Raw genomic sequence first — 19,480 nt, forward strand, 5'->3', positions numbered from 1 at the left:
GAAAAAGCGGCCGAAGAAAAGGCAGCAAGAGAAGCTAACGAGAAAGCAGCGAAAGAGAAGGCTGCGAAAGAAAAAGCTGCAAAGGAAAAAGCTGCAAAGGAAAAAGCAGCCAAAATTAAAGCAGAGAAAGAAGCAAAACGTAAAGCGGCGGCTGAAAAAGAGCGTTTAAGACAAGCTGAGCTTGATAGGCAAATGGCGGCAGAGTTCTCTGATGATTTCTCTAGTGCCAGAAGCGCGAAACAGCTATCTGAAATTGCTAAATATGAAGCACTGATACGTGCCAAAATTAGTCGCAACTGGAAAGTTGACCCGAGTATGAAAGGCAGTAGTTGTACGTTAGCAATAAAATTGGCTCCAGATGGATTAGTGCTCAGTGCAAGAATGAGCCGTGGAGATAAAAGGTTATGTGATTCTGCGCGTCGTGCCACCATACAAGCGAAGACACTTCCTATTCCTAAAGACCCTGAAATTATCTCTCAATTTCGGGATTTTGATATTACATTAGAGCCTGAATTATAAGGAATGCAGATGTTTATTCGATTTATTATGACATTAGTACTGGTGACTGCTTGTAGCAGTGCATCAGCTCGATTAGAAATTTTGATTACAGAAGGTATCAACAGCGCGCGTCCGATTGCCGTTGTGCCATTTAAATGGTTAGGACAAGGTAAAAAACCACAGAATTTTTCTGAAATTATCGCTGCTGATTTGCAGCGTAGTGGTAAATTCAATCCATTATCTATCAATAACATGCCTAAAACGCCGTCTAACAGTGCTGAAGTCGATTATGCTGCTTGGACAAAGCTGGGCATAGAGGCGATAGTCATGGGCGAAGTGAAGCCTGATACTAAACCGGGTCATTATATTGTGACTTTTGAATTATTAGATGTGTTAACTGGAAATGTTAATATGGCTGATTATAATCCAATTATGGATAAACGACGTAATACCGTTGCTACAAATCAACTGCGTCAATATGCGCATCGTATCAGTGATATTGTGTATGAAAAATTAACGGGAGAAAGAGGGGCGTTTTTAACTCGTATTGCTTATATTGCCGTGGATCGAAAAAGCTCCCACCCTTACCAATTACGTATTTCAGATTATGATGGGGAAGGGGAGAAATTAGTATTGCGTTCAAAACAGCCTATTATGTCGCCTTCATGGTCTCCCGATGGACGTAAATTAGCGTACGTTAGCTTCGAAAATCGCCGTTCGCAAATTTATATTCAAGACTTGTACACACAGAAACGTGAATTAATGACTTCATTCCCTAAAATCAATGGTTCACCAACGTGGTCTCCTGATGGGACGCAGTTAGCATTGGTTTTATCTAAAGATGGTCAGCCTGAAATTTATACTTTTAATATTTTAACAAAATCATTGCAACGATTGACTAAAAACCGTGTCATAGATACCGAACCGAGCTGGGCTCCAGATGGGAACTCTATTATCTTCTCGTCAGAACGTGGCGGAAGAGCGCAAATTTATCAAGTATCGCTCACAACTGGTAAAACAAAACGAATTACCTGGGAAGGGGAGATAAATTTAGGTGGAACAATAACCCCTGATGGTGATAATCTAGTGCTGGTTAGTCGTCACAATGGGAATTATATGATTGCCGTGCAAGACCTTGATTCGGGAGAATTAAGAACGTTAACCAAAACACAGTTAGACGAATCTCCAAGTATTGCCCCAAATGGCAGTATGATAATTTACAGCACTGTTTACCAAGGTAAACAAGGTTTAGCATTAGTTTCGATGGATGGGCGATTTAAAGCAAATATTCCATCGAATAACGGTGATGTGAAGTCTCCGGCATGGTCACCATTTTTACAATAATTTAATTTTAACGTACTAAGGAAATAAAATGAATCGTTCAATAATTTCAAAAAGCTTGTTAATAGCATTACCAATGTTAGCGCTAGGTGCTTGTTCTTCAAATTCTGATGTGGATGCAGAGTCTGCAGAAAAAAATGCAACTCAAGCTGTTGAACAAGTTGTTGATGATGTGCAAACAAACACTATTGAAGCAATCGAATTAACAGCTGAAGAGCAACTAGCTCAGCTTTATACTGATGCTATCTTAAAAACAACTATTCGCTTTGAGTTTGATAAATCTTTAATCATGCCTGATTACGCTATGATTTTAGATGCACACGCAAAATACTTAGTAAACAACACTGACAAAACAATTACGATTGAAGGTCATGCAGATGAGCTAGGAACACCTGAGTACAACATCGCTCTGGGTGAACGTCGTGCTTTAGCAGTGTCAACATACCTAGAAAACATGGGTGTTGCTGCTAGCCAAATTACAGTAGTAAGCTACGGTGAAGAGAAGCCAGTTAATCTTGGACATACCAAGATGGCTCGTATTGAAAACCGTCGTGCTGAATTAGTTTACTAATCTGCCTATGAATAAAAGTACTATTAAGGCGGCCATGTTAATGGCCGCTTTTATCTCTTACCCACTTTATGCCGCTGCGCCTATTTCAGATGCAACAGTAAATACTGCTACTAACGCAGAATTACTGAATCGTATCGACGAATTGACTCGAGTAATGACTGCTCGCAATAAAATGCAAATTCGCTTTCAAACTCAACTTAATCAACTCGGCCAAGAAGTAAGCCAGATGAAAGGCTCATTGGAAGTATTTGCTAATCAATTAGAGCAAATAGAAGAGAGGCAGCGTAATCTTTATCAGATGATAGATGAAGTTCAGAAAGGTTCAACTAATCCATCTAGGGTCTCTGCTCCTGTTAATCAGGATACTGGTGACGGAGTTGATAGAGCAGCTTATCAATCTGCAGTGGATTTGGTTCTCAATGATAAACAATACGGACAAGCTATCACCGCGTTTGAAGCCTTTGTGATTGATCATCCTAAATCAAGCTATGTGCCTAATGCACAATATTGGTTAGGACAGCTCTTATATAAAGAGAAAAAACGAAATGAGGCACGTGTTGCATTTTTAGTCGTGACAGATAAGTATCCAGACTCGAATAAACGTGCTGATGCAATGTTTAAAATTGGTATTATTGATGAATATTTAGGTAATAAAGATTCAGCAAGATCTTTTTACCAAAAAACCATTAACGAATACCCAAGTTCTTCGGCAGCAGGGTTATCTGCTAAACGTTTAAAAGCATTATAGAATTAACAATATACTTTGAATTAATAGTGCATTAATTGCATTTTGTTTGATTTCTCAGCAGATGAAATAAAAGTGGCAGTTTTTTGTTGCGCTATTAAAAAATTTCTATATTATACGCCGCAGTTGAGAGGGACATGTGACTTAGCTCATGTTGTAACTATTAACAAAAAGCTCATATGAAGAGTTGAAAATCATAACCATATAAAACTATATGGTTGTTAGCTTAGTTGGTAAAGCTATTGAAGTACTTTTGATGTAAAAGTGAATTTTAAAAAATAAAACCAAACCATATAAAACTATATGGGCCGTTAGCTCAGTTGGTAGAGCAGTGGACTTTTAATCCATTTGTCGAAGGTTCAAATCCTTCACGGCCCACCAATTTTATATACTCATTTGAAGAGTTAAAAATCATCACCATATAAAACTATATGGGCCGTTAGCTCAGTTGGTAGAGCTTTTAATACACTTTTAATTTAAAAGTGAATTAGAAATTAAAACCAAGCCATATAATTTATATATGTGCCGTTAGCTCAGTTGGTAGAGCTATTAATGCACTTTTAATTTAAAAGTGAATTAGAAATTAAAACCATACTATATCTTAATGATATGGGCCGTTAGCTCAGTTGGTAGAGCAGTGGACTTTTAATCCATTTGTCGAAGGTTCAAATCCTTCACGGCCCACCACTCTTTTAGAGTGAATTAGAAATTAAAACCATACTATATCTTATTGATATGGGCCGTTAGCTCAGTTGGTAGAGCAGTGGACTTTTAATCCATTTGTCGAAGGTTCAAATCCTTCACGGCCCACCACTCCCCTGATTTATCCTGTTTATATTCCCTTAAATTTTTCATTACAATTGTTGTTTCAAATTGTTATAATTTGCATCTATTTTTCCATTTCTAAGAGTTAAGAATGAGCCAATTATCCCCGCTTGTTGGATCGGATTACCCGTTTCCAGGTAAACCTGTTGAATTATCTTCACAGGAAAAAATCGATTACAAAGCCAAAATCAAACAATTACTTGTTGAAAAAGATGCAGTACTTGTCGCTCATTATTACACCGACCCTGAAATACAAGCTTTGGCTGAAGAAACAGGTGGCTATGTAGCTGATTCCTTAGAGATGGCGCGTTTTGGTCGTGACCACCAAGCTAAAACACTTATTATTGCTGGTGTACGCTTTATGGGGGAAACTGCAAAGATTTTAACTCCACATAAAACAGTATTAATGCCAGAACTTGAAGCAACTTGTTCACTGGATGTCGGTTGTCCTGTAGAAGAGTTCTCAGCGTTTTGTGACCAACACCCAGATCGTGAAGTAGTTGTTTATGCCAATACATCTGCTGCAGTAAAAGCTCGTGCAGATTGGGTCGTTACTTCAAGTATTGCACTCGAAATTGTTGAACACCTTGATAGCGAAGGGAAAAAAATTATTTGGGGGCCTGATCGCCATTTAGGTAGTTACATCGAACGTAAAACTAAAGCTGATATGATCATGTGGCAAGGCGATTGTATTGTGCATGATGAATTTAAAGCAAGTGCTCTGCGTGATATGAAAGCTGTGCACCCTGATGCAGCTGTTTTAGTGCATCCCGAGTCACCTGAAAGCGTGGTGAAGTTAGCTGATGCGGTTGGATCTACAAGCCAATTGATCAAAGCGGCGCAAACGTTGCCTAATAAGAAATTGATTGTTGCAACCGATACAGGCATTTTTTATAAGATGCAACAAGCTTGTCCAGACAAAGAGATGATGGCCGCGCCTACTGCTGGAAATGGCGCAACATGTCGCAGCTGTGCACATTGTCCTTGGATGGCTATGAATGGCCTTAAAGCGATTTATAATGCGTTAACTGATGCCAATGGGCATGAGATTGATGTTGATGCTGATGTTGCCAAAGGAGCATTAGTGTCGTTAGATAGAATGTTAAACTTTGCCGCTGAACAACAGTTAAAAGTTAAAGGTAACGCATAAGCGTTTTACTTTAACTACTGTTCATAACAGTGTTTATTTACACAACTTATTGAGAATATATGATTACTAATGATGTTTTACGTCGAGTTCGTTTTGCACTGCAATTAAACGATACTAAAATGCTCGCAATTTTTGCTTCTGTTGATAACGAAATGAATGTTGATTTCTTACATAGTATAATGGCAAAAGAAGATGCAGAAGGTTTTGTTTTTTGTCGTGACAGCGTATTGTCACTTTTTCTTGATGGCTTAATTTACGAAAAACGCGGCCGCCAGGAAGGCGCTGTACCTGTAATATTACCGGCTAAAGCTGTATTATCTAATAATGATATTCTTCGCAAGCTACGTATTGCTTTAAACTTTAAAGATGAAGATATGTTGAATGCATTGAAGCTTGCAAATTTCCCTGTTTCTAAAGGTGAATTATCAGCATTATTCAGAAAAGCGGATCACCGTAACTTCAAACCTTGTGGCGACCAATTATTACGTCGTTTCATTGATGGGATCACCGTGCAATTCCGTGGTACTAAACCAAGCACCGATGCAGTAGAAGTAGAGTAAAGATTACTGCTTTGAGCCAAAACTTAAAAACCGAGCAAATTAGCTCGGTTTTTTTATACCAAGTATTTATTAATAAATTACTGATTGTCATTGCTGCGTTAGTTTGGGCAAAAGTAATTTACCTACTAAAGTTGTACCTGCTATCTGATAAGACGGTAACAGTGAAGATTTATATTAAATCTCGCCTTGACTAGAATTCATTTGTTTATGTTTCATTTTGTTCGCTTATTTGTCCAGATACAATATGTAGATCTCGCTGTGGAAAAGGTATCGATATATTGTGTTCTGCAAGGATTCGATTAAAACCAGTGTTAATAGCATGCGTCATTGGTAGACGATGCTCAGTTCTTTCAACAAATACTCGCGCTTCAAAATTAAGCGAGCTATCACCATGTTCTAAAAAGAAAACCTGTGGCGCAGGTTGAGTTAATATATCTTCTTTATCCGTAAGCACTTGCATCAACAGGTCTCGGACTTGATCCACATCAGATCCATAAGCAACCCCTATTTTAATCACTACGCGCGTAATAGCATCATTTAAGGTCCAGTTAGTCACGTTCTCTGTAATGATCGATTTATTTGGAAGAAGAACTTCACGGTTGTCGAAATCAGTGAGCGTTGTGGCTCTAATCGCAATATTGGTGACGGTACCCGATTGATCGCCAATGGTAACTAAATCACCGACTCTAATCGGCCTCTCAAATAAGATGATGATACCCGAAACAAAGTTAGCCACAATTTCTTGTAAACCAAAACCTAAACCGACACCCAAAGCAGCAACAATCCATTGTAATTTTGACCAATCTATACCTAATAAAGAGAAGCCAACAACAACACCTGTCCCTATTAATACATAACCTAAAATAGTCACTATTGCATAACGCGCCCCGTTATCCATAGCAAACCGTTCAAAAAATCCTATTTCAATGACGCCACGAATATTTCTGGCCGCGACCACGCCACCAACCATAAAACCAATCCCTAGAATAACTTGCCACAATGTCACACCGCTGGATAACTCTACGCCACCGACAACGGTAGTTTGTTGCCAAAGCACAATGTCTTCAACAATACCTAATGCAGGCAATAAGGGTTTCCAGACAAACCACAAGCAAACGATAAACAGTAATCTGGTGATCCAGTGTATAACTGCTCTGCTTTGTCGAACAACTTCGTCTTTATTTATATTGTTATTTATGGTCTGTGGTGGGATTAAATCATCACTGTTTTGTGCTGCAGATTCTTCTTGCTGAAGTTTCGCTTCTAATGCTTCTAAGCGTTTCTTTCTCACTATATAACGTCGAAAAGTAACTAAAAAGGTACGCAACATAATGCCATATACCACTGCGGCCAGCACCAGTAAGATACCTGATAAAAATAATTTTGATTGCAATTCGACTGCTGTATCAAAAAAGCCAAATAATGGAAGTAACCCAATCGCGAACGGAGAAATAACAACAATTGGGAAAGATAAAAGAGCTAAGGTGCTGGCTGCGGTACGTCCTTCGACACTGGTTGCTACACCGCTTTTAGGTTGAAAGAACTGATAACTGAATATTGTAATAAAAATAGATCCAACGATGAATGCAATAATAGCGATACCATATCGCAAGTCTGGTTGATCGCTAGCCATCGCACTTGCGAAGATAAACGTGACCAAAGACTGTACCCACACAAACCACGTCAACATTTTTCTAAGTTTATCTCGTGCAATATCACTCCAACCAAAATGTTTATCAAATATGCCATCTTCACAACTCATTGAGTGAAAAAATAGTAAAATCAAACTTACAGATGCCATTGATGCTAGGCCTGTCGCAATGGCTATTGAAAAGCTGCTAGGTTCAGCATTATTGAAAATAATTCCTGCCATTGTAAATAAAAAAATGGGTAGTGGTAAGGCTAATATAAAGGTTAACAGTAGAGCAAGGGGGGTTGTAAGGTAAGTATCTCTTCCTACCCTACCAACTTGTTTAACCAATGACTGTAAAACAGCTTTAATTCTAGACTTTAGTAGCAAAATTGTAATGGGGAAAGTGAGTAAAAGTAAAACTGGTATCGTTAATATGCCAGCATACAAGATATTTATTAGTTTCCACCAAGAGTTTGGCGATGTATACCACTCAATATTATTAACGAAATTAATGAGCAGTTCACCGGATTTTTCTGAGTTTGAGGGTAACCAAATAAGTCTTCGATCTAGGAGTTCTCTCAGCTCGGCACTTGATAATAACAACTGATTTATAAGTAGTTTCTCTTCTGTGATGCTATCAGATTGTTCACTTGATACTTCAATTAAAAGGGTTAATAACTCACGACGCGCTTGCACCAGATTTTTTGTCGCTTCTATATCCGAACTTGTAAATTCAATATCTATGTCACTTTTTTCTTTTACTAAATTATCTTTTTTTTCTTGACGTGCATCGGTCAGCAACTGTTTAGCGGCAACTTCAACTTGAGCTGTATTGCGTAAACTTTCTTGCCACAATATGACGTCAAGTTGGTTACGAACTGAATCTTCCTCAATTTTATATTTACGTTTCTCAATACGCGCTTCATTGGGCAAAGACCTTCGTAATCTACGTAGCAATTCCCCTAATTCATCGGTTACTCTTCCTGTTGCTAATACGCGCTCTATTGTTTCAGATGATTGTTCAACTTCTCGTTTTTGGTTACGCAAAATACTTATGTTTTTTTTGTTATCAGATGAATTGGCTTGCTTGTTGACAAGTAACTCTGCAAGCGACAAGTTTTCTCTTGCAATAACAGAAAGCGTTGGCTTTAGTTCAAGTTGACTCAGCATTTCTTTGCTTTGTTTTAAGGTGCTCTCTACTTCTACATTACGACTTTTCGATAAATAATTTTGTAGGCCTAAAATTTTATTTTCAGAAAATTCACTTTGTAACCGCATCTGCTTAAGCTCTGCATCTACCAATGCTTCTCTTACAGGGATGGTCGCTATTTCTCGCTCAAGTGTTTTTATTGTTGCTGCAAGCTTCTCAATAGTCGCACTTTTTTTATAAAAATCAGCTCGGTCACCAAGACTTGCATCTTGGTTTGGTTGCTTAGTGATCGTATCACTAATTGCTTTTTTATCTGCTAGGGCTGCGCTCAGTTCATTTGCAATTTCACTCGCGCGAACACTCAGGTTGATTTGCTCTGTTTGCTTTTCACCAAGCGCTCTCAAACGGTTTTCTTGGTCTGCAAGGTCAATCAATAGCTGGTTTTCTAACTTATCAATTGATTGATCGGGGGCAATTGTTATTGTTTGATTTTTTAAGCGATTATTTTCATTTTGAATGGCTAATATTTTTTGAGGTGCGGTAGCTGCTCTTTCACTGAAGGTCTTAGCTAACTTTGTTTGCTCGTCCGCTTTGTTAAGTATTTTTCGAGCATCTTCAAGTGTCGTGAGGATTTGTTTTTTTTGTTCATCGAGTAATTCGGTATTTTTGTCTAAACGCTCTATATCATCAACTATTTTTTTGTCGAGACTATTTTGCTGTGCAGATCCAAATGGGACAAATAAGGTAAGGCTCATCAATATGAGTATAAAAAACTTTATTTTTAAAAGTCCGTTGTATGATTTTTTTATCTTGTACAAAAATACTCCGAAAACGCTAGTTATAATTTTATGGTGCTTACTAAATAGAAGGAATTAATTTGTTATCATAATTAATTTACCTTAAATCTTCATGGTTAATCTACCCCAAACCCTAAAACTTATTTCATGCTACGGTCACAGGTAAGCATTTTGATTGATTCAGATATAAATATTATTAGCATCGAAAAAAACTCGGGCATTATTGTGGATTGGTGCATTAAAGTATCTTCAGAACACTAGTTGTAGCAGGTAATTAGTATTGATATATACAGCGGCTTAAAGTAATTTCCAAATTTACATTAATATTCTCTCATATCGAAAAAGACAGGATTTGGCCACTAGAACTACATTTATAGGTAGGCTGGAACTAATACGTAAAATTTACGCTTATGTTAAATCGCTGGTATCTACTAAGAAATCGGCTTTGGTAATCGATGCGTGATACCTTTTAAAAATCTCTGCTTGTACTTTTTTATTTATTAATAGAGTCCCTCAAATATCCCTCTCCTCAATCAAGGAGGTTGCACTGTAACTTTTTATCTCGAGATAAACAAAAAATTTGCCTATTTGGTGTGATTTTTGCATTTTTTAGGGTGAGTATAAAAAAAGGTTCCTTAATATGCATACAACAATCATGTCCTCGATACCTAGTCCTTTTATGAGTAATGTTGAAAGTGGGCAAAGTACTGAAGAGACAAGCGCCAGCAAAACATTAGAAGGTACTGAAAAGAGCCCGACTTCTGTGGAGATAAAGGCTACAACGAAGGAAGACTCAGTCAGTTTTTCAAATAGGGCAATGAAAATTCAGAGTATTACCAAAGATTTTTTTAGTGGAGGGCAGTTGTTATTGGCAGATATCCCTCAATATATTAAAAGACTTGAGAGTGATGGTTTTTTGACTGCAGCGGAAGTCGATAAATTGAGTCATAATGATGAAAAGACAACAGATCAGCTTTCGGATAAAACCACTAAAGTACTGGATTGGATTGATAGCTTTCGGGATAAGGTGAATCAAAAAGACCCTCAAGATGGACTTGTTGACGTCTTAAATCAGGTAGAAAAACACATTGAAAATTTAAGTTCAAACTACAATTCATCAATGACTACGGATGTAAAAAAATCATTGTTGGAGCTCGATAATTATCTTAAAAGTGACAATATGATGCAATGGGAGAAACAAGATATTGAAGCATTAAAAGATGTGAAAACTATACTTTCTCTGGCCAATCAATTGCATTTTAATAAAACAAATTCAACTGCTATTAATAAATATCTTCAGTTTTCTGGGAAGTCTTACGGGTAGTTGATTAGAACGAAAGTGAAATGGCATTTATTCGCCTTTTTAGTCGCGCTTAATGACTATTACGCACCCTATGGTATTTTTTCTTATACAAATAACCGCTTCACTCTTAAATCAACATAAAATACCAAAAGCTATTAGCTAACTAATGGATATCAACTTTTAATCGGTATGGTGAAATGTGAATTAAATGAGTATTTTTCATCTTAAGTATACTCTTTTCATTTAGCTCCTTTCCCAATCTCGAGTAGCTAAATAAGCCTATTTCCTTGCCGCATTTATGGGTGTAAACGAAAAGGTCGCTAAGGTGCTTTTGAGGGGGATAAAGTTAGTTAATTGCCCTTGCGACCGCTACTTAAAAAGAACAAGGGTTAATACAACATGCTAATCAAAGTACTGAAACGGGATTAAATTCTGAATCGCTGGTTTTTTCTTTAAATGCTTTTTGAAAGAGAGTACTCATAAAAGTTTTCTATTAAACAACCCCCGCATCTTGTTTTTTTCAATTCAGGTGTAACGACCATATAAAATCAACTAATGATGTACATAGACTTTAAACTCGGGAAGGGGACTACTTTTAGATTAAACCATCAACATCATTAACAATTTTATTTATGGTTAACTTAGCACGCCCAGATGCACGGAAAATAAGTGTATCAAGAGCAGTAGTTGGCTAACCATAGGTGGCATTTAACATTATGTTTGCGGTTTTTTAGATTTGCAGTTTTTCTGCCTACTGCTGTTATTTTTTACAATATTTCTATTATTATTAAGATTCAAAACTCTTAATTTATGATAACTGTTAACTCATGATAACTGTTAACTCATGATAACTATTGGCCCATGACAACTATTTTGAAATTAACGGGTTTCTACTTCAATGACCTTTAAACTAAGTAATTTATTAGTCCAGCTTGTTTTGTCGATGCCATCAACCCAAATAATTCGACTGTTTCGTGTTTCACCTTTTCGTAAATATGTTTCAGGTAATCGATAGCTTGCTTGCCAAACATTAACGGTTTGTTCTGTTATTTTATTGGTTTTATCATCATAAAAACTGATAGCCACCTTAACAATAACAACGCCATCAGTATTGTCACTGGAGAGTATAAACTTCAAACCAAGCGCTTTGTCTCGCCAAATAGAATCACTATAGGTTACTTTCACGTCATTTTTAACGCTAGTATTCAATAAACCTGAGCGTAGCAGTGAAGATCTATTTTTTAAAGCTTGTTCCGGACTCACAGGGTTCGCTGCATTTGAATTAACCATCTTTGATGAACTCGCATTATTCACTTGATCTGCAGCGTCAGTACTAATGGCGACATATTCCCAAGTGTAATCATCGTGGAATGATATTATGGCGCCATTATCAAGTGTAGCCGTGCCTATGCTAGCTGCGGATAACCCTAAAGTGACTGAGCCAAGCAATAAAAATAGTGTGTACTGTAGATAATGAAAAGGCATAAATTTCAACTTTTATATGGTTTGATTTGATATCAAACATACAGGGTATCTATATGTTCAATCAACGTTATGGAACTCAATGTATTAAACTCTCTGTATTAACCCCGATGCTTAGATAAAGTCTTGGAAATAAATCTTTGAAAATTGATATTTTCAATTATTCTCTTGTCTCCTTGTAGCAATAAAAAGTACTTTGCTAGTTATGCTGCTTGGGAGATAAGCGAGCGTTAAAAGAGTATTAAAGCTTATTGATATTGTATCAAGATGAATGTGTTAATCGCTGGTTTTTTCTTTGAATTCACAGAGATCTTCTATTAAACATGAACCACAGCGTGGTTTTCTGGCAATACAAGTATAACGGCCGTGTAAAATCAACCAATGATGAACATCCACTTTAAACTCAGCGGGTACTACTTTCAGCAGTTTCTTTTCAACATCGTCAACATTTTTGCCCATGGCTAATTTAGTACGATTAGATACACGGAAAATGTGTGTATCAACGGCAATAGTTGGCCAACCGAAAGCGGTATTTAACACCACGTTTGCAGTTTTTCTGCCCACACCTGGCAATGCAACTAATGCATCTCTATCTTGTGGCACTTCGCTGCTATGAAGCTCGATCAACATTTTACAAGCTTTGATGACGTTTTCAGCTTTACTGTTATATAAGCCGATAGTACGAATGTATTCTTTTAACCCATCAACACCCAGTGCATAAATGCTTTCAGGGGTATTCGCGACAGGGAATAGCTTATCGGTGGCCTTATTAACACTCACATCAGTTGCCTGTGCTGATAGTGTTACCGCGACTAATAACTCAAAAGGAGAGCTAAAGTTCAACTCAGTTTCTGGGTGCGGGTTGTTATCCCTTAAACGGGTTAAGATCTCTCTGCGCTTTACTGTATTCATTTGTTCACTATCTTATCGTCGATAAAGTTTTTAAGGGCAATGATTAAGCCCATTAGAATAAATGCACCTGGTGGTAACGCCGCAAGTAAAAAGCTGGTATCGGTATTGTAAAGGGTGATGGTCATAAAACTTGCCCAATCGCCTAATAACGTTTCAATACCATCAAATAAGGTACCTTGCGCTAAAATTTCTCGTCCTGCACCTAATAATATTAATACTGCGGTAAAACCTAAGCCCATCATCAAACCGTCAAATGCGGAGTGTTTTACATTATTTTTAGAGGCGAAGGCTTCTGCTCGCCCTATTATCATGCAGTTGGTTACGATCAATGGAATAAAGATACCTAGTGATAAATAAAGCTGGTAGGTATAGGCATTCATCAATAGTTGTATACAACTAACCAAGGAAGCGATGATCATTACAAATACAGGAATACGTATCGCTTTAGGTACATGATGTCGAATTAATGAGATCAGGATATTAGAGGCAATAACAACAAATAATGTTGCCAAACCTAAACCTAATGCATTGGTTAAAGTATTGGTTACTGCTAATAGTGGACATAATCCGAGTAACTGTACTATGCCTGGATTGTTTTTCCATAACCCTTGCCAGCTTAATTCCTTATAGATTTGAAGATCTTCATTCGCTGGAATGACTACTTCATCTGCCGCTATATCACTCTCGAGATCTGCATTATTTGCCGTATTATGTACTGTTTCTTGAGTCATTATTTATCTCCACAATTTGCAGCTGTGTTAAATAACTGCGTTTTGTTTTTTTGAAAGTAAATAAGCGTATCTTTAACTGCATGAACAACGGCTCTTGGTGTAATAGTTGCACCAGTAAATGCATCAAAACTACCACCGTCCTTTTTCACTTCCCACTTACTAGCGGCGCTTTCTTGATACTTTTTACCATCAAAAGAATAGATCCAATCAGATTTATTCGTTTGGATTTTATCACCTAATCCTGGTGTCTCTGTGTGGCTATTAATGCGAACACCTGCAATTTTCCCATCGGTATAAATGCCTACTAGTAGCTTTATTTCACCAGAGTAACCCTTAAAGGTACTGGTCTGGATCAACGCGGCGATCGGCTGTTTATTTTTGGTTGCAATAAAGACTTGTTTGGGTTGTTTGTCACCTAATAATTCTGAGTCAACCACGGTGAAACAACTGTCTATAATTTGGTTGTCATATTGGTTAGGTTCAATCAGTTCATTAATATTATTTTGCAGTGCAATCTGCTCCTGTTGCAAAATAATCGGTTGTGTTAACACGTTAATTAATGCGATTGCCCCAGTACAAACAACGGCAAAAGTTGCTAGTAAGAAAGCATTGCGACTGATAATGGGTAGCATCATGTGCGTTTTCTCCCGTAAACTTTGGGTTTGCTGTAATAATCGATTAATGGCACACACATATTGGCGAGCAATACTGCAAAAGCAACGGCATCAGGATATCCACCGACATTACGGATCACCACAACTAATAAAGCACATAATAAACCATAGATGATGCGCCCCTTCACCGTGGTGCTTGCCGTAACTGGGTCGGTTAGAATAAAGAAGGCGCCAAGCATAGTGGCACCTGAAAATAGGTGGAACAGAGGGGATGAATATAAATCGGGATCACTTGCAAAGGGAATAAACGAGAAAATGGTGATACCTACAATGAAAGCCACTGGGATATACCACATGATGACTTGTTTTTTCAGTAATAGAAGTCCACCGGCTAAATACGCTAAATTAACCCATTGGCTGCCTTGTAGTGAATCCAAACTGAATAAGGTTGTTTTCAATGTTTCTGATATTGTTTCACCCACGTGCAGCGCATTTCGAATCGTTTCCAATGGCGTTGCTAAAGTGAATCCATCGATTGATGTTTTAATTTGCGTGACACTATAGCCATCAACACTGAAGCCGGTAAAAATCAGACTTAAGGTGTCAATGAACGTGACAGGAAAAGCTTGTATGGGTTGTATTGGTAACCATGCTGTCATTTGCACAGGAAAAGATATTAATAATAATACATAACCGGCCATTGCAGGATTAAAGATATTTTGTCCTAGTCCACCATAAAGGTGCTTAACGATGAGGATGGCAAACAGGGTACCAATTACAATCACCCACCATGGCGCAAGAGAGGGGATTGCAATGGCCAATAAAATCGCAGTAAGCACGGCACTATAATCACCAATACTACTCATCACAGGGCGTTTACGCAGGGTCATAAATAATGCTTCGACAGCGACTGCGGTAACGACAGCCAATACTATTTGTACATAAATAGCTAAACCAAATAAGTAGCTATGTACAATAATCCCTGGCGTTAACCCTAAAATAACCATTTTCATTATTTCGGGGGTACGTCTTTTGATACGTTGGTGTGGCGAGGTCGAACTAAAAAGTGCCATGGGTTATTGATCCTTCTGTGCCAGTTTTTTGGCTTTTGCTTTGGCAATGACAGCCGCTATTTTGGTTTTTCTATCATCTTGATTATTATCACTGACAGGCTCATTGGATGGTATTACTTGAGTCTGTTGAGTATCGTCTTCGTTGTTCGTTTCTGATTGTGTTTTTTGATCGTTAATTTTTGGTGTTTCTTCTGCCAATTGTTTTTTATGTGAACGTGCTTGCTCTTTACGTATAGCGCGTTGTTTAATCACTTCTGTATTATCAGGCTCTGATGGATTGTTTGTTTGAGCCGTCTCAGCCTCTTTTGCTAATTTCTTTTCCTTGGCGCGTTTGATTGCGGCTGCGACAGCTGCTTTTTTAGGATCAGCCTGGTTTTCGGTTGAATCAGTCACTGTCTCTGACTCAGTATTTTCGGCAGCTAATTTTTTTGCTTTTGCACGGGCGATAGCAGCTGCGACAGCTGCTTTTTTAGGATCAGCCTGGTTTTCGGTTGAATCAGTCACTGTCTCTGACTCAGTATTTTCGGCAGCTAATTTTTTTGCTTTTGCACGGGCGATAGCAGCCGCGACAGCTGCTTTTTTAGGATCAGCCTGTTTTTCGGTTGATTCAGTCACTGTCTCTGACTCCGCATTTGCAGCCGCTTGTTTTTTTGCTTTTGCACGGGCGATGGCGGCTGCGACAGCTGCTTTTTTAGGATCAGCCTGTTTTTCGGTTGATTCAGTCACTGTCTCTGACTTCGCATTTGCAGCCGCTTGTTTTTTTGCTTTTGCACGAGCAATTGCTGCTGCGACAGCTGCTTTTTTAGGATCAGCCTGTTTTTCGGTTGATTCAGTCACTGTCTCTGACTCCGCATTTGCAGCCGCTTGTTTTTTTGCTTTTGCACGAGCAATTGCTGCGGCGACTTGGCTATTTTGAGAACTTGGTTTTTCTACATTGGCGGTATCAGCCTCTTTGCTGACGTCTAAATTAGCATTGGCTTGCTTTTTCGCTTTTGCTCGAGCTAATGCAGCGGCAACAAGGTCTTCGCCGTTATTGTTGTCTTTCATTTGTTGTTTACGTTTTTCAGCGGCTTGTTTATGTTTAAGTTGTCGCTGTTTTTTCTCATTTTCTAAACGTAATTCTCTGTCTTCATGGCGTTGGCGTGCAATTGCTGCTTTCTCTGCTTCAACTTTTTCGGTTTTAATCTGTGCTTTAGAGACGCGATAATATTCTACTAATGGTATATGGCTTGGACAAACATAAGCGCAGGCACCACATTCAATACAAGCTGATAGGTCGTATTCTTCTAATTTTTTATGGTCTTCACTTTGTGAGTACCATAGTAGTTGTTGTGGTAATAGCTCAACGGGGCAAGCCTCTGCGCACTCGCTACAGCGAATACAGCTCATTTCCTCTTTTGGTTCTGGTAGTTCTTTAATCGTTGGTGCCAATATGCAGTTACAAATTTTACTCACGGGCATTTCAGGATTGCTCACCGTAAAGCCCATCATAGGACCGCCGATAATAAGCTTCTGATGGTCTAATTCATTTAACCAATAAGTATCTAGGAGATGCTGGATCGGTGTCCCGATACGTACCCGCGCATTACCTTTTTTAACAAAAGCGTCTCCGGTGACCGTGACTATTCTCGATACCAGTGGTTTACCATTGATGATGGCTTCTTTTACCGCAAATATAGTACCGACATTGAGCATTACGATACCAAGTTCCGAAGAGTGTTTGTAAGCTGGTGTTTGCTCACCGGTTAATACTTCAATTAATTGTTTCGCACTACCAGAAGGGTAGCGCGTCGGGATCACTCTGAGTAATATCTTTTCGCTGATGCTGTCAGGTAATGCTAGTAATGATTTAGTAAAAGCTTCAATGGCTTCTGGCTTGTTATCTTCAACCGCAAAAATAGTCAGCTTAGGTTGTAGCATATACTGCATTATTTGAATGCCTTCGATAATCTCATCGGCATGCTCTTGAATCAAGCGATCATCAGAAGTGATGTAAGGTTCACACTCAATAGCATTAATGATTAATAAGCGATTTTCACTATGCGCTAACTTTAAATGCGTGGCAAAGCCTGCGCCACCTAATCCTATAATGCCTGCTTGTTGAACTGCTTCAACTAAGGTTGCGGGGTTTTCATTACGATAATCTTCAAAGCCTTGATATGGATAAATTCTGTCTAAGCCATCAGTGGCAATTACAATAGATAACACGGGTAAACCTGATGGGTGGCAATCAGTTCTTGGTTCAATTGCTTTTATTGTGCCTGAGCTACTGGCATGCTGAACTACTAATGCACCATAAACTTTGGTTAAAGGTTGGCCTTTTAATACGTGATCGCCAACGTTCACTAATAGTTCGGGGATATGACCTTTTTGTTCAACGGCAATAATTAATTCGTCGGGAATGCCTGCATCGGTAATGGCACTTTGATTGCTCTGTTGTTTGTTTTGAGCAGGGTGTACACCACCGTGAAAATCCCACATTTTACCGGCAGCAATTTGTTCTAATTTTTTGTCACTTAATAAATAATTAGGCTGGGTCATGTTACGGCTCGTCATTGCTTTCAGTTGGAATTGTTTTAGTTGGAATTGTTTGTAAGTTCCACTGCCAATTTTGGGTAGTAATTTTGATAGGTAACATGTCGATGCAATCGGTTGGACAAGGCGCGACACATAATTCACAGCCGGTACATTCATCGGTGATCACCGTATGCATTTGTCTTGTTGCGCCTAAAATAGCATCAACGGGACATGCTTGAATACATTTGGTGCAGCCAATACATTCGTCTTCACGGATAAAGGCAACTGACTTCGGCTTTTCTTCACCTTCTAATTTTTTAGGCTCAATCCCCATACGCTCAGCTAACTGTAGCATTACTGCTTCACCGCCAGGTGGGCATTTATTAATGTCGTCACCTTCTGCAATAGCTTTTGCATAGGGTTTACAACCTGGGTAACCGCATTGACCACATTGTGTTTGAGGTAACATCGCATCAAGTTCTTCAACAATGGGGTCTTCTTTAACTTTAAATCGAATAGACGAGTAACCCAATAAAGAGCCAAAAATAAGCCCTAAAATACCTAGCGTTAAAATCGCAACAATAATACTTATGATCATTTAATTAACCCAGTAAAGCCCATAAATGCTAACGACATTAAGCCGGCCGTAATCATCGCGATAGATGCGCCTTTAAAGGGTAATGGTACATCAGCCGCGCTTAAGCGTTCACGTATTGAAGAGAATAAAACTAATACCAATGAGAAACCTGCACCGGCACCGAACCCGTAAATAACTGATTGTGCGAAGTTGTGTTGCTCAGTTAAGTTTAATAATGCTAAACCAAGAATGGCACAGTTCGTGGTGATTAACGGTAAAAATATACCCAGCAAACGGTACAAAGTTGGGCTGGTTTTATGCATCACCATTTCAGTAAATTGCACCACCACTGCAATCACTAAAATGAAGCTTAAGGTTTGCAAGTAGTGTAATCCTAAAGGCTCTAATAAATAATTGTTTACAATATAAGAAAGCGCAGCCGTTAAGGTCAATACAAAAGTGGTTGCTAATGACATACCAACAGCCGTTTCAATTTTATTTGAAACGCCCATGAAAGGGCATAAGCCTAAGAATTTTACTAACACAAAGTTATTAACTAACACTGTGCCAAAAAAGAGTAAAAAATAATCGCTCATAAATAATAATTCCACTACTTTCGTAGGTGATTTGATGCGTTGAAAATGAGGCGCATTATAACAATAAAAGTTGATAAGTTCAGCGTAAAAGTATTATCAATTTTAGTGTTCCTGTTATTTGCTGTGTCAACCAATTAAAGCATCCGATTAATTGAGATTTCAATGGGGGTAATTTGGGGGAAAGGTATCATGTTGATAAGTATTAATTAATGATAATTAATATAGCGATTTAACTTTTTTACTTATTTCTCGTTGTTAACTTTGATCATAAACCGAGCACTTTTAATAAATATTGTCGGAGTTATTTATTTCATTCAGTTGAATATTTAAAGCACAAATTGGACATGGTGTTTTCAAAGTTGATTTACATCAATATGCTACATATTGTGCTAGGTATAGTTCACG

The 19,480-nt window shown here is 38.2% G+C and carries 16 protein-coding genes and 3 tRNA genes; 10 read left to right on the top strand and 9 right to left on the bottom strand.

Annotation, left to right across the window (positions count from 1 at the left end; all coding sequences use genetic code 11):
• From tolA to H5084_RS02555, 9 genes are all read left to right on the top strand, one after another.
• Positions 1-519: cell envelope integrity protein TolA (gene tolA / locus H5084_RS02515; RefSeq protein ID WP_182689440.1), on the top strand; the 519-nt coding region annotated here is incomplete at its 5' end.
• Positions 520-528: 9 nt separating this feature from the next.
• The gene (gene tolB, locus H5084_RS02520) at positions 529-1,842 is read left to right on the top strand and encodes a Tol-Pal system beta propeller repeat protein TolB (protein ID WP_182689441.1); all 1,314 of its coding nucleotides are present in this window, start codon (positions 529-531) and stop codon (positions 1,840-1,842) included.
• A 28-nt stretch (positions 1,843-1,870) separates the two neighbouring features.
• Entirely contained in the window at positions 1,871-2,410 is a 540-nt protein-coding gene (gene pal / locus H5084_RS02525) for a peptidoglycan-associated lipoprotein Pal (protein WP_028870191.1), read from the top strand.
• A 40-nt stretch (positions 2,411-2,450) separates the two neighbouring features.
• The gene (gene ybgF, locus H5084_RS02530) at positions 2,451-3,158 is read left to right on the top strand and encodes a tol-pal system protein YbgF (RefSeq protein ID WP_245600455.1); all 708 of its coding nucleotides are present in this window, start codon (positions 2,451-2,453) and stop codon (positions 3,156-3,158) included.
• A gap of 302 nt (positions 3,159-3,460) precedes the next feature.
• Positions 3,461-3,536, top strand: a tRNA-Lys gene (locus tag H5084_RS02535).
• A gap of 230 nt (positions 3,537-3,766) precedes the next feature.
• A tRNA-Lys gene (locus tag H5084_RS02540) sits at positions 3,767-3,842 on the top strand.
• Positions 3,843-3,892: 50 nt separating this feature from the next.
• Positions 3,893-3,968 (top strand) — tRNA-Lys (locus H5084_RS02545).
• A 103-nt stretch (positions 3,969-4,071) separates the two neighbouring features.
• A complete protein-coding gene (nadA, locus tag H5084_RS02550; RefSeq protein WP_028870193.1) occupies positions 4,072-5,130 on the top strand; it encodes a quinolinate synthase NadA in 1,059 nt (352 codons plus the stop codon).
• A 59-nt stretch (positions 5,131-5,189) separates the two neighbouring features.
• Positions 5,190-5,690 carry a DUF1456 family protein gene (locus H5084_RS02555; RefSeq protein WP_028870194.1) on the top strand — a complete coding sequence of 167 codons (501 nt, stop codon included), beginning with the start codon at positions 5,190-5,192 and terminating at the stop codon, positions 5,688-5,690.
• Between the two features lie 205 nt (positions 5,691-5,895).
• Here H5084_RS02555 and H5084_RS02560 read toward each other — a convergent pair whose 3' ends face one another.
• Positions 5,896-9,228 (bottom strand): mechanosensitive ion channel domain-containing protein, encoded by a 3,333-nt coding sequence (locus H5084_RS02560; protein WP_182689442.1) that lies wholly within the window; start codon positions 9,226-9,228, stop codon positions 5,896-5,898.
• Between the two features lie 682 nt (positions 9,229-9,910).
• Here H5084_RS02560 and H5084_RS02565 point away from each other — a divergent pair.
• Positions 9,911-10,594: a hypothetical protein gene (locus tag H5084_RS02565; RefSeq protein ID WP_182689443.1), complete on the top strand. Its 684-nt coding sequence runs from the start codon at positions 9,911-9,913 to the stop codon at positions 10,592-10,594.
• An 858-nt stretch (positions 10,595-11,452) separates the two neighbouring features.
• On the opposite strand, the gene H5084_RS02570 is transcribed toward H5084_RS02565, so the two are convergent.
• The 8 genes from H5084_RS02570 to rsxA form a co-directional block, all read right to left on the bottom strand.
• Entirely contained in the window at positions 11,453-12,058 is a 606-nt protein-coding gene (locus H5084_RS02570; protein WP_182689444.1) for a DUF3157 family protein, read from the bottom strand.
• Between the two features lie 273 nt (positions 12,059-12,331).
• Positions 12,332-12,967, bottom strand: coding sequence for an endonuclease III (gene nth, locus H5084_RS02575; RefSeq protein ID WP_182689445.1), 636 nt, complete (start codon positions 12,965-12,967; stop codon positions 12,332-12,334).
• Entirely contained in the window at positions 12,964-13,698 is a 735-nt protein-coding gene (locus H5084_RS02580) for an electron transport complex subunit E (protein WP_182689446.1), read from the bottom strand. Before H5084_RS02580 ends, nth begins: the two co-directional genes overlap by 4 nt.
• Complete coding sequence (gene rsxG / locus H5084_RS02585; protein WP_259396666.1) at positions 13,698-14,333, bottom strand: electron transport complex subunit RsxG; 636 nt, start codon at positions 14,331-14,333, stop codon at positions 13,698-13,700. The genes H5084_RS02580 and rsxG overlap by 1 nt, the downstream gene beginning before the upstream one ends.
• A complete protein-coding gene (gene rsxD, locus H5084_RS02590) occupies positions 14,330-15,385 on the bottom strand; it encodes an electron transport complex subunit RsxD (protein ID WP_182689447.1) in 1,056 nt (351 codons plus the stop codon). The genes rsxG and rsxD overlap by 4 nt, the downstream gene beginning before the upstream one ends.
• Before the next feature lie 3 nt (positions 15,386-15,388).
• On the bottom strand, positions 15,389-17,926 hold the full coding sequence (gene rsxC / locus H5084_RS02595) for an electron transport complex subunit RsxC (RefSeq protein WP_259396667.1): 2,538 nt from the start codon (positions 17,924-17,926) through the stop codon (positions 15,389-15,391).
• Position 17,927: 1 nt separating this feature from the next.
• Positions 17,928-18,500 carry an electron transport complex subunit RsxB gene (rsxB, locus tag H5084_RS02600; RefSeq protein WP_028870200.1) on the bottom strand — a complete coding sequence of 191 codons (573 nt, stop codon included), beginning with the start codon at positions 18,498-18,500 and terminating at the stop codon, positions 17,928-17,930.
• Positions 18,497-19,075 carry an electron transport complex subunit RsxA gene (gene rsxA / locus H5084_RS02605; RefSeq protein WP_182689449.1) on the bottom strand — a complete coding sequence of 193 codons (579 nt, stop codon included), beginning with the start codon at positions 19,073-19,075 and terminating at the stop codon, positions 18,497-18,499. Before rsxA ends, rsxB begins: the two co-directional genes overlap by 4 nt.
• Positions 19,076-19,480: the final 405 nt, after the last annotated feature.

The sequence above is a fragment of the Psychromonas sp. SR45-3 genome (genome assembly GCF_014163575.1).
GTDB lineage: Bacteria > Pseudomonadota > Gammaproteobacteria > Enterobacterales > Psychromonadaceae > Psychromonas > Psychromonas arctica.

Coding starts and splice junctions, on each gene's coding strand:
- pal (WP_028870191.1), top strand. CDS start 1,871: ATGAATCGTTCAATAATTTCAAAAAGCTTGTTAATAGCATTACCAATG.
- tolB (WP_182689441.1), top strand. CDS start 529: ATGTTTATTCGATTTATTATGACATTAGTACTGGTGACTGCTTGTAGC.
- rsxC (WP_259396667.1), bottom strand. CDS start 17,926: ATGACCCAGCCTAATTATTTATTAAGTGACAAAAAATTAGAACAAATT.
- H5084_RS02555 (WP_028870194.1), top strand. CDS start 5,190: ATGATTACTAATGATGTTTTACGTCGAGTTCGTTTTGCACTGCAATTA.
- ybgF (WP_245600455.1), top strand. CDS start 2,451: ATGGCCGCTTTTATCTCTTACCCACTTTATGCCGCTGCGCCTATTTCA.
- nth (WP_182689445.1), bottom strand. CDS start 12,967: ATGAATACAGTAAAGCGCAGAGAGATCTTAACCCGTTTAAGGGATAAC.
- rsxD (WP_182689447.1), bottom strand. CDS start 15,385: ATGGCACTTTTTAGTTCGACCTCGCCACACCAACGTATCAAAAGACGT.
- H5084_RS02580 (WP_182689446.1), bottom strand. CDS start 13,698: ATGACTCAAGAAACAGTACATAATACGGCAAATAATGCAGATCTCGAG.
- H5084_RS02560 (WP_182689442.1), bottom strand. CDS start 9,228: ATGAGCCTTACCTTATTTGTCCCATTTGGATCTGCACAGCAAAATAGT.
- H5084_RS02565 (WP_182689443.1), top strand. CDS start 9,911: ATGCATACAACAATCATGTCCTCGATACCTAGTCCTTTTATGAGTAAT.
- nadA (WP_028870193.1), top strand. CDS start 4,072: ATGAGCCAATTATCCCCGCTTGTTGGATCGGATTACCCGTTTCCAGGT.
- H5084_RS02570 (WP_182689444.1), bottom strand. CDS start 12,058: ATGCCTTTTCATTATCTACAGTACACACTATTTTTATTGCTTGGCTCA.
- rsxA (WP_182689449.1), bottom strand. CDS start 19,075: ATGAGCGATTATTTTTTACTCTTTTTTGGCACAGTGTTAGTTAATAAC.
- rsxG (WP_259396666.1), bottom strand. CDS start 14,333: ATGATGCTACCCATTATCAGTCGCAATGCTTTCTTACTAGCAACTTTT.
- rsxB (WP_028870200.1), bottom strand. CDS start 18,500: ATGATCATAAGTATTATTGTTGCGATTTTAACGCTAGGTATTTTAGGG.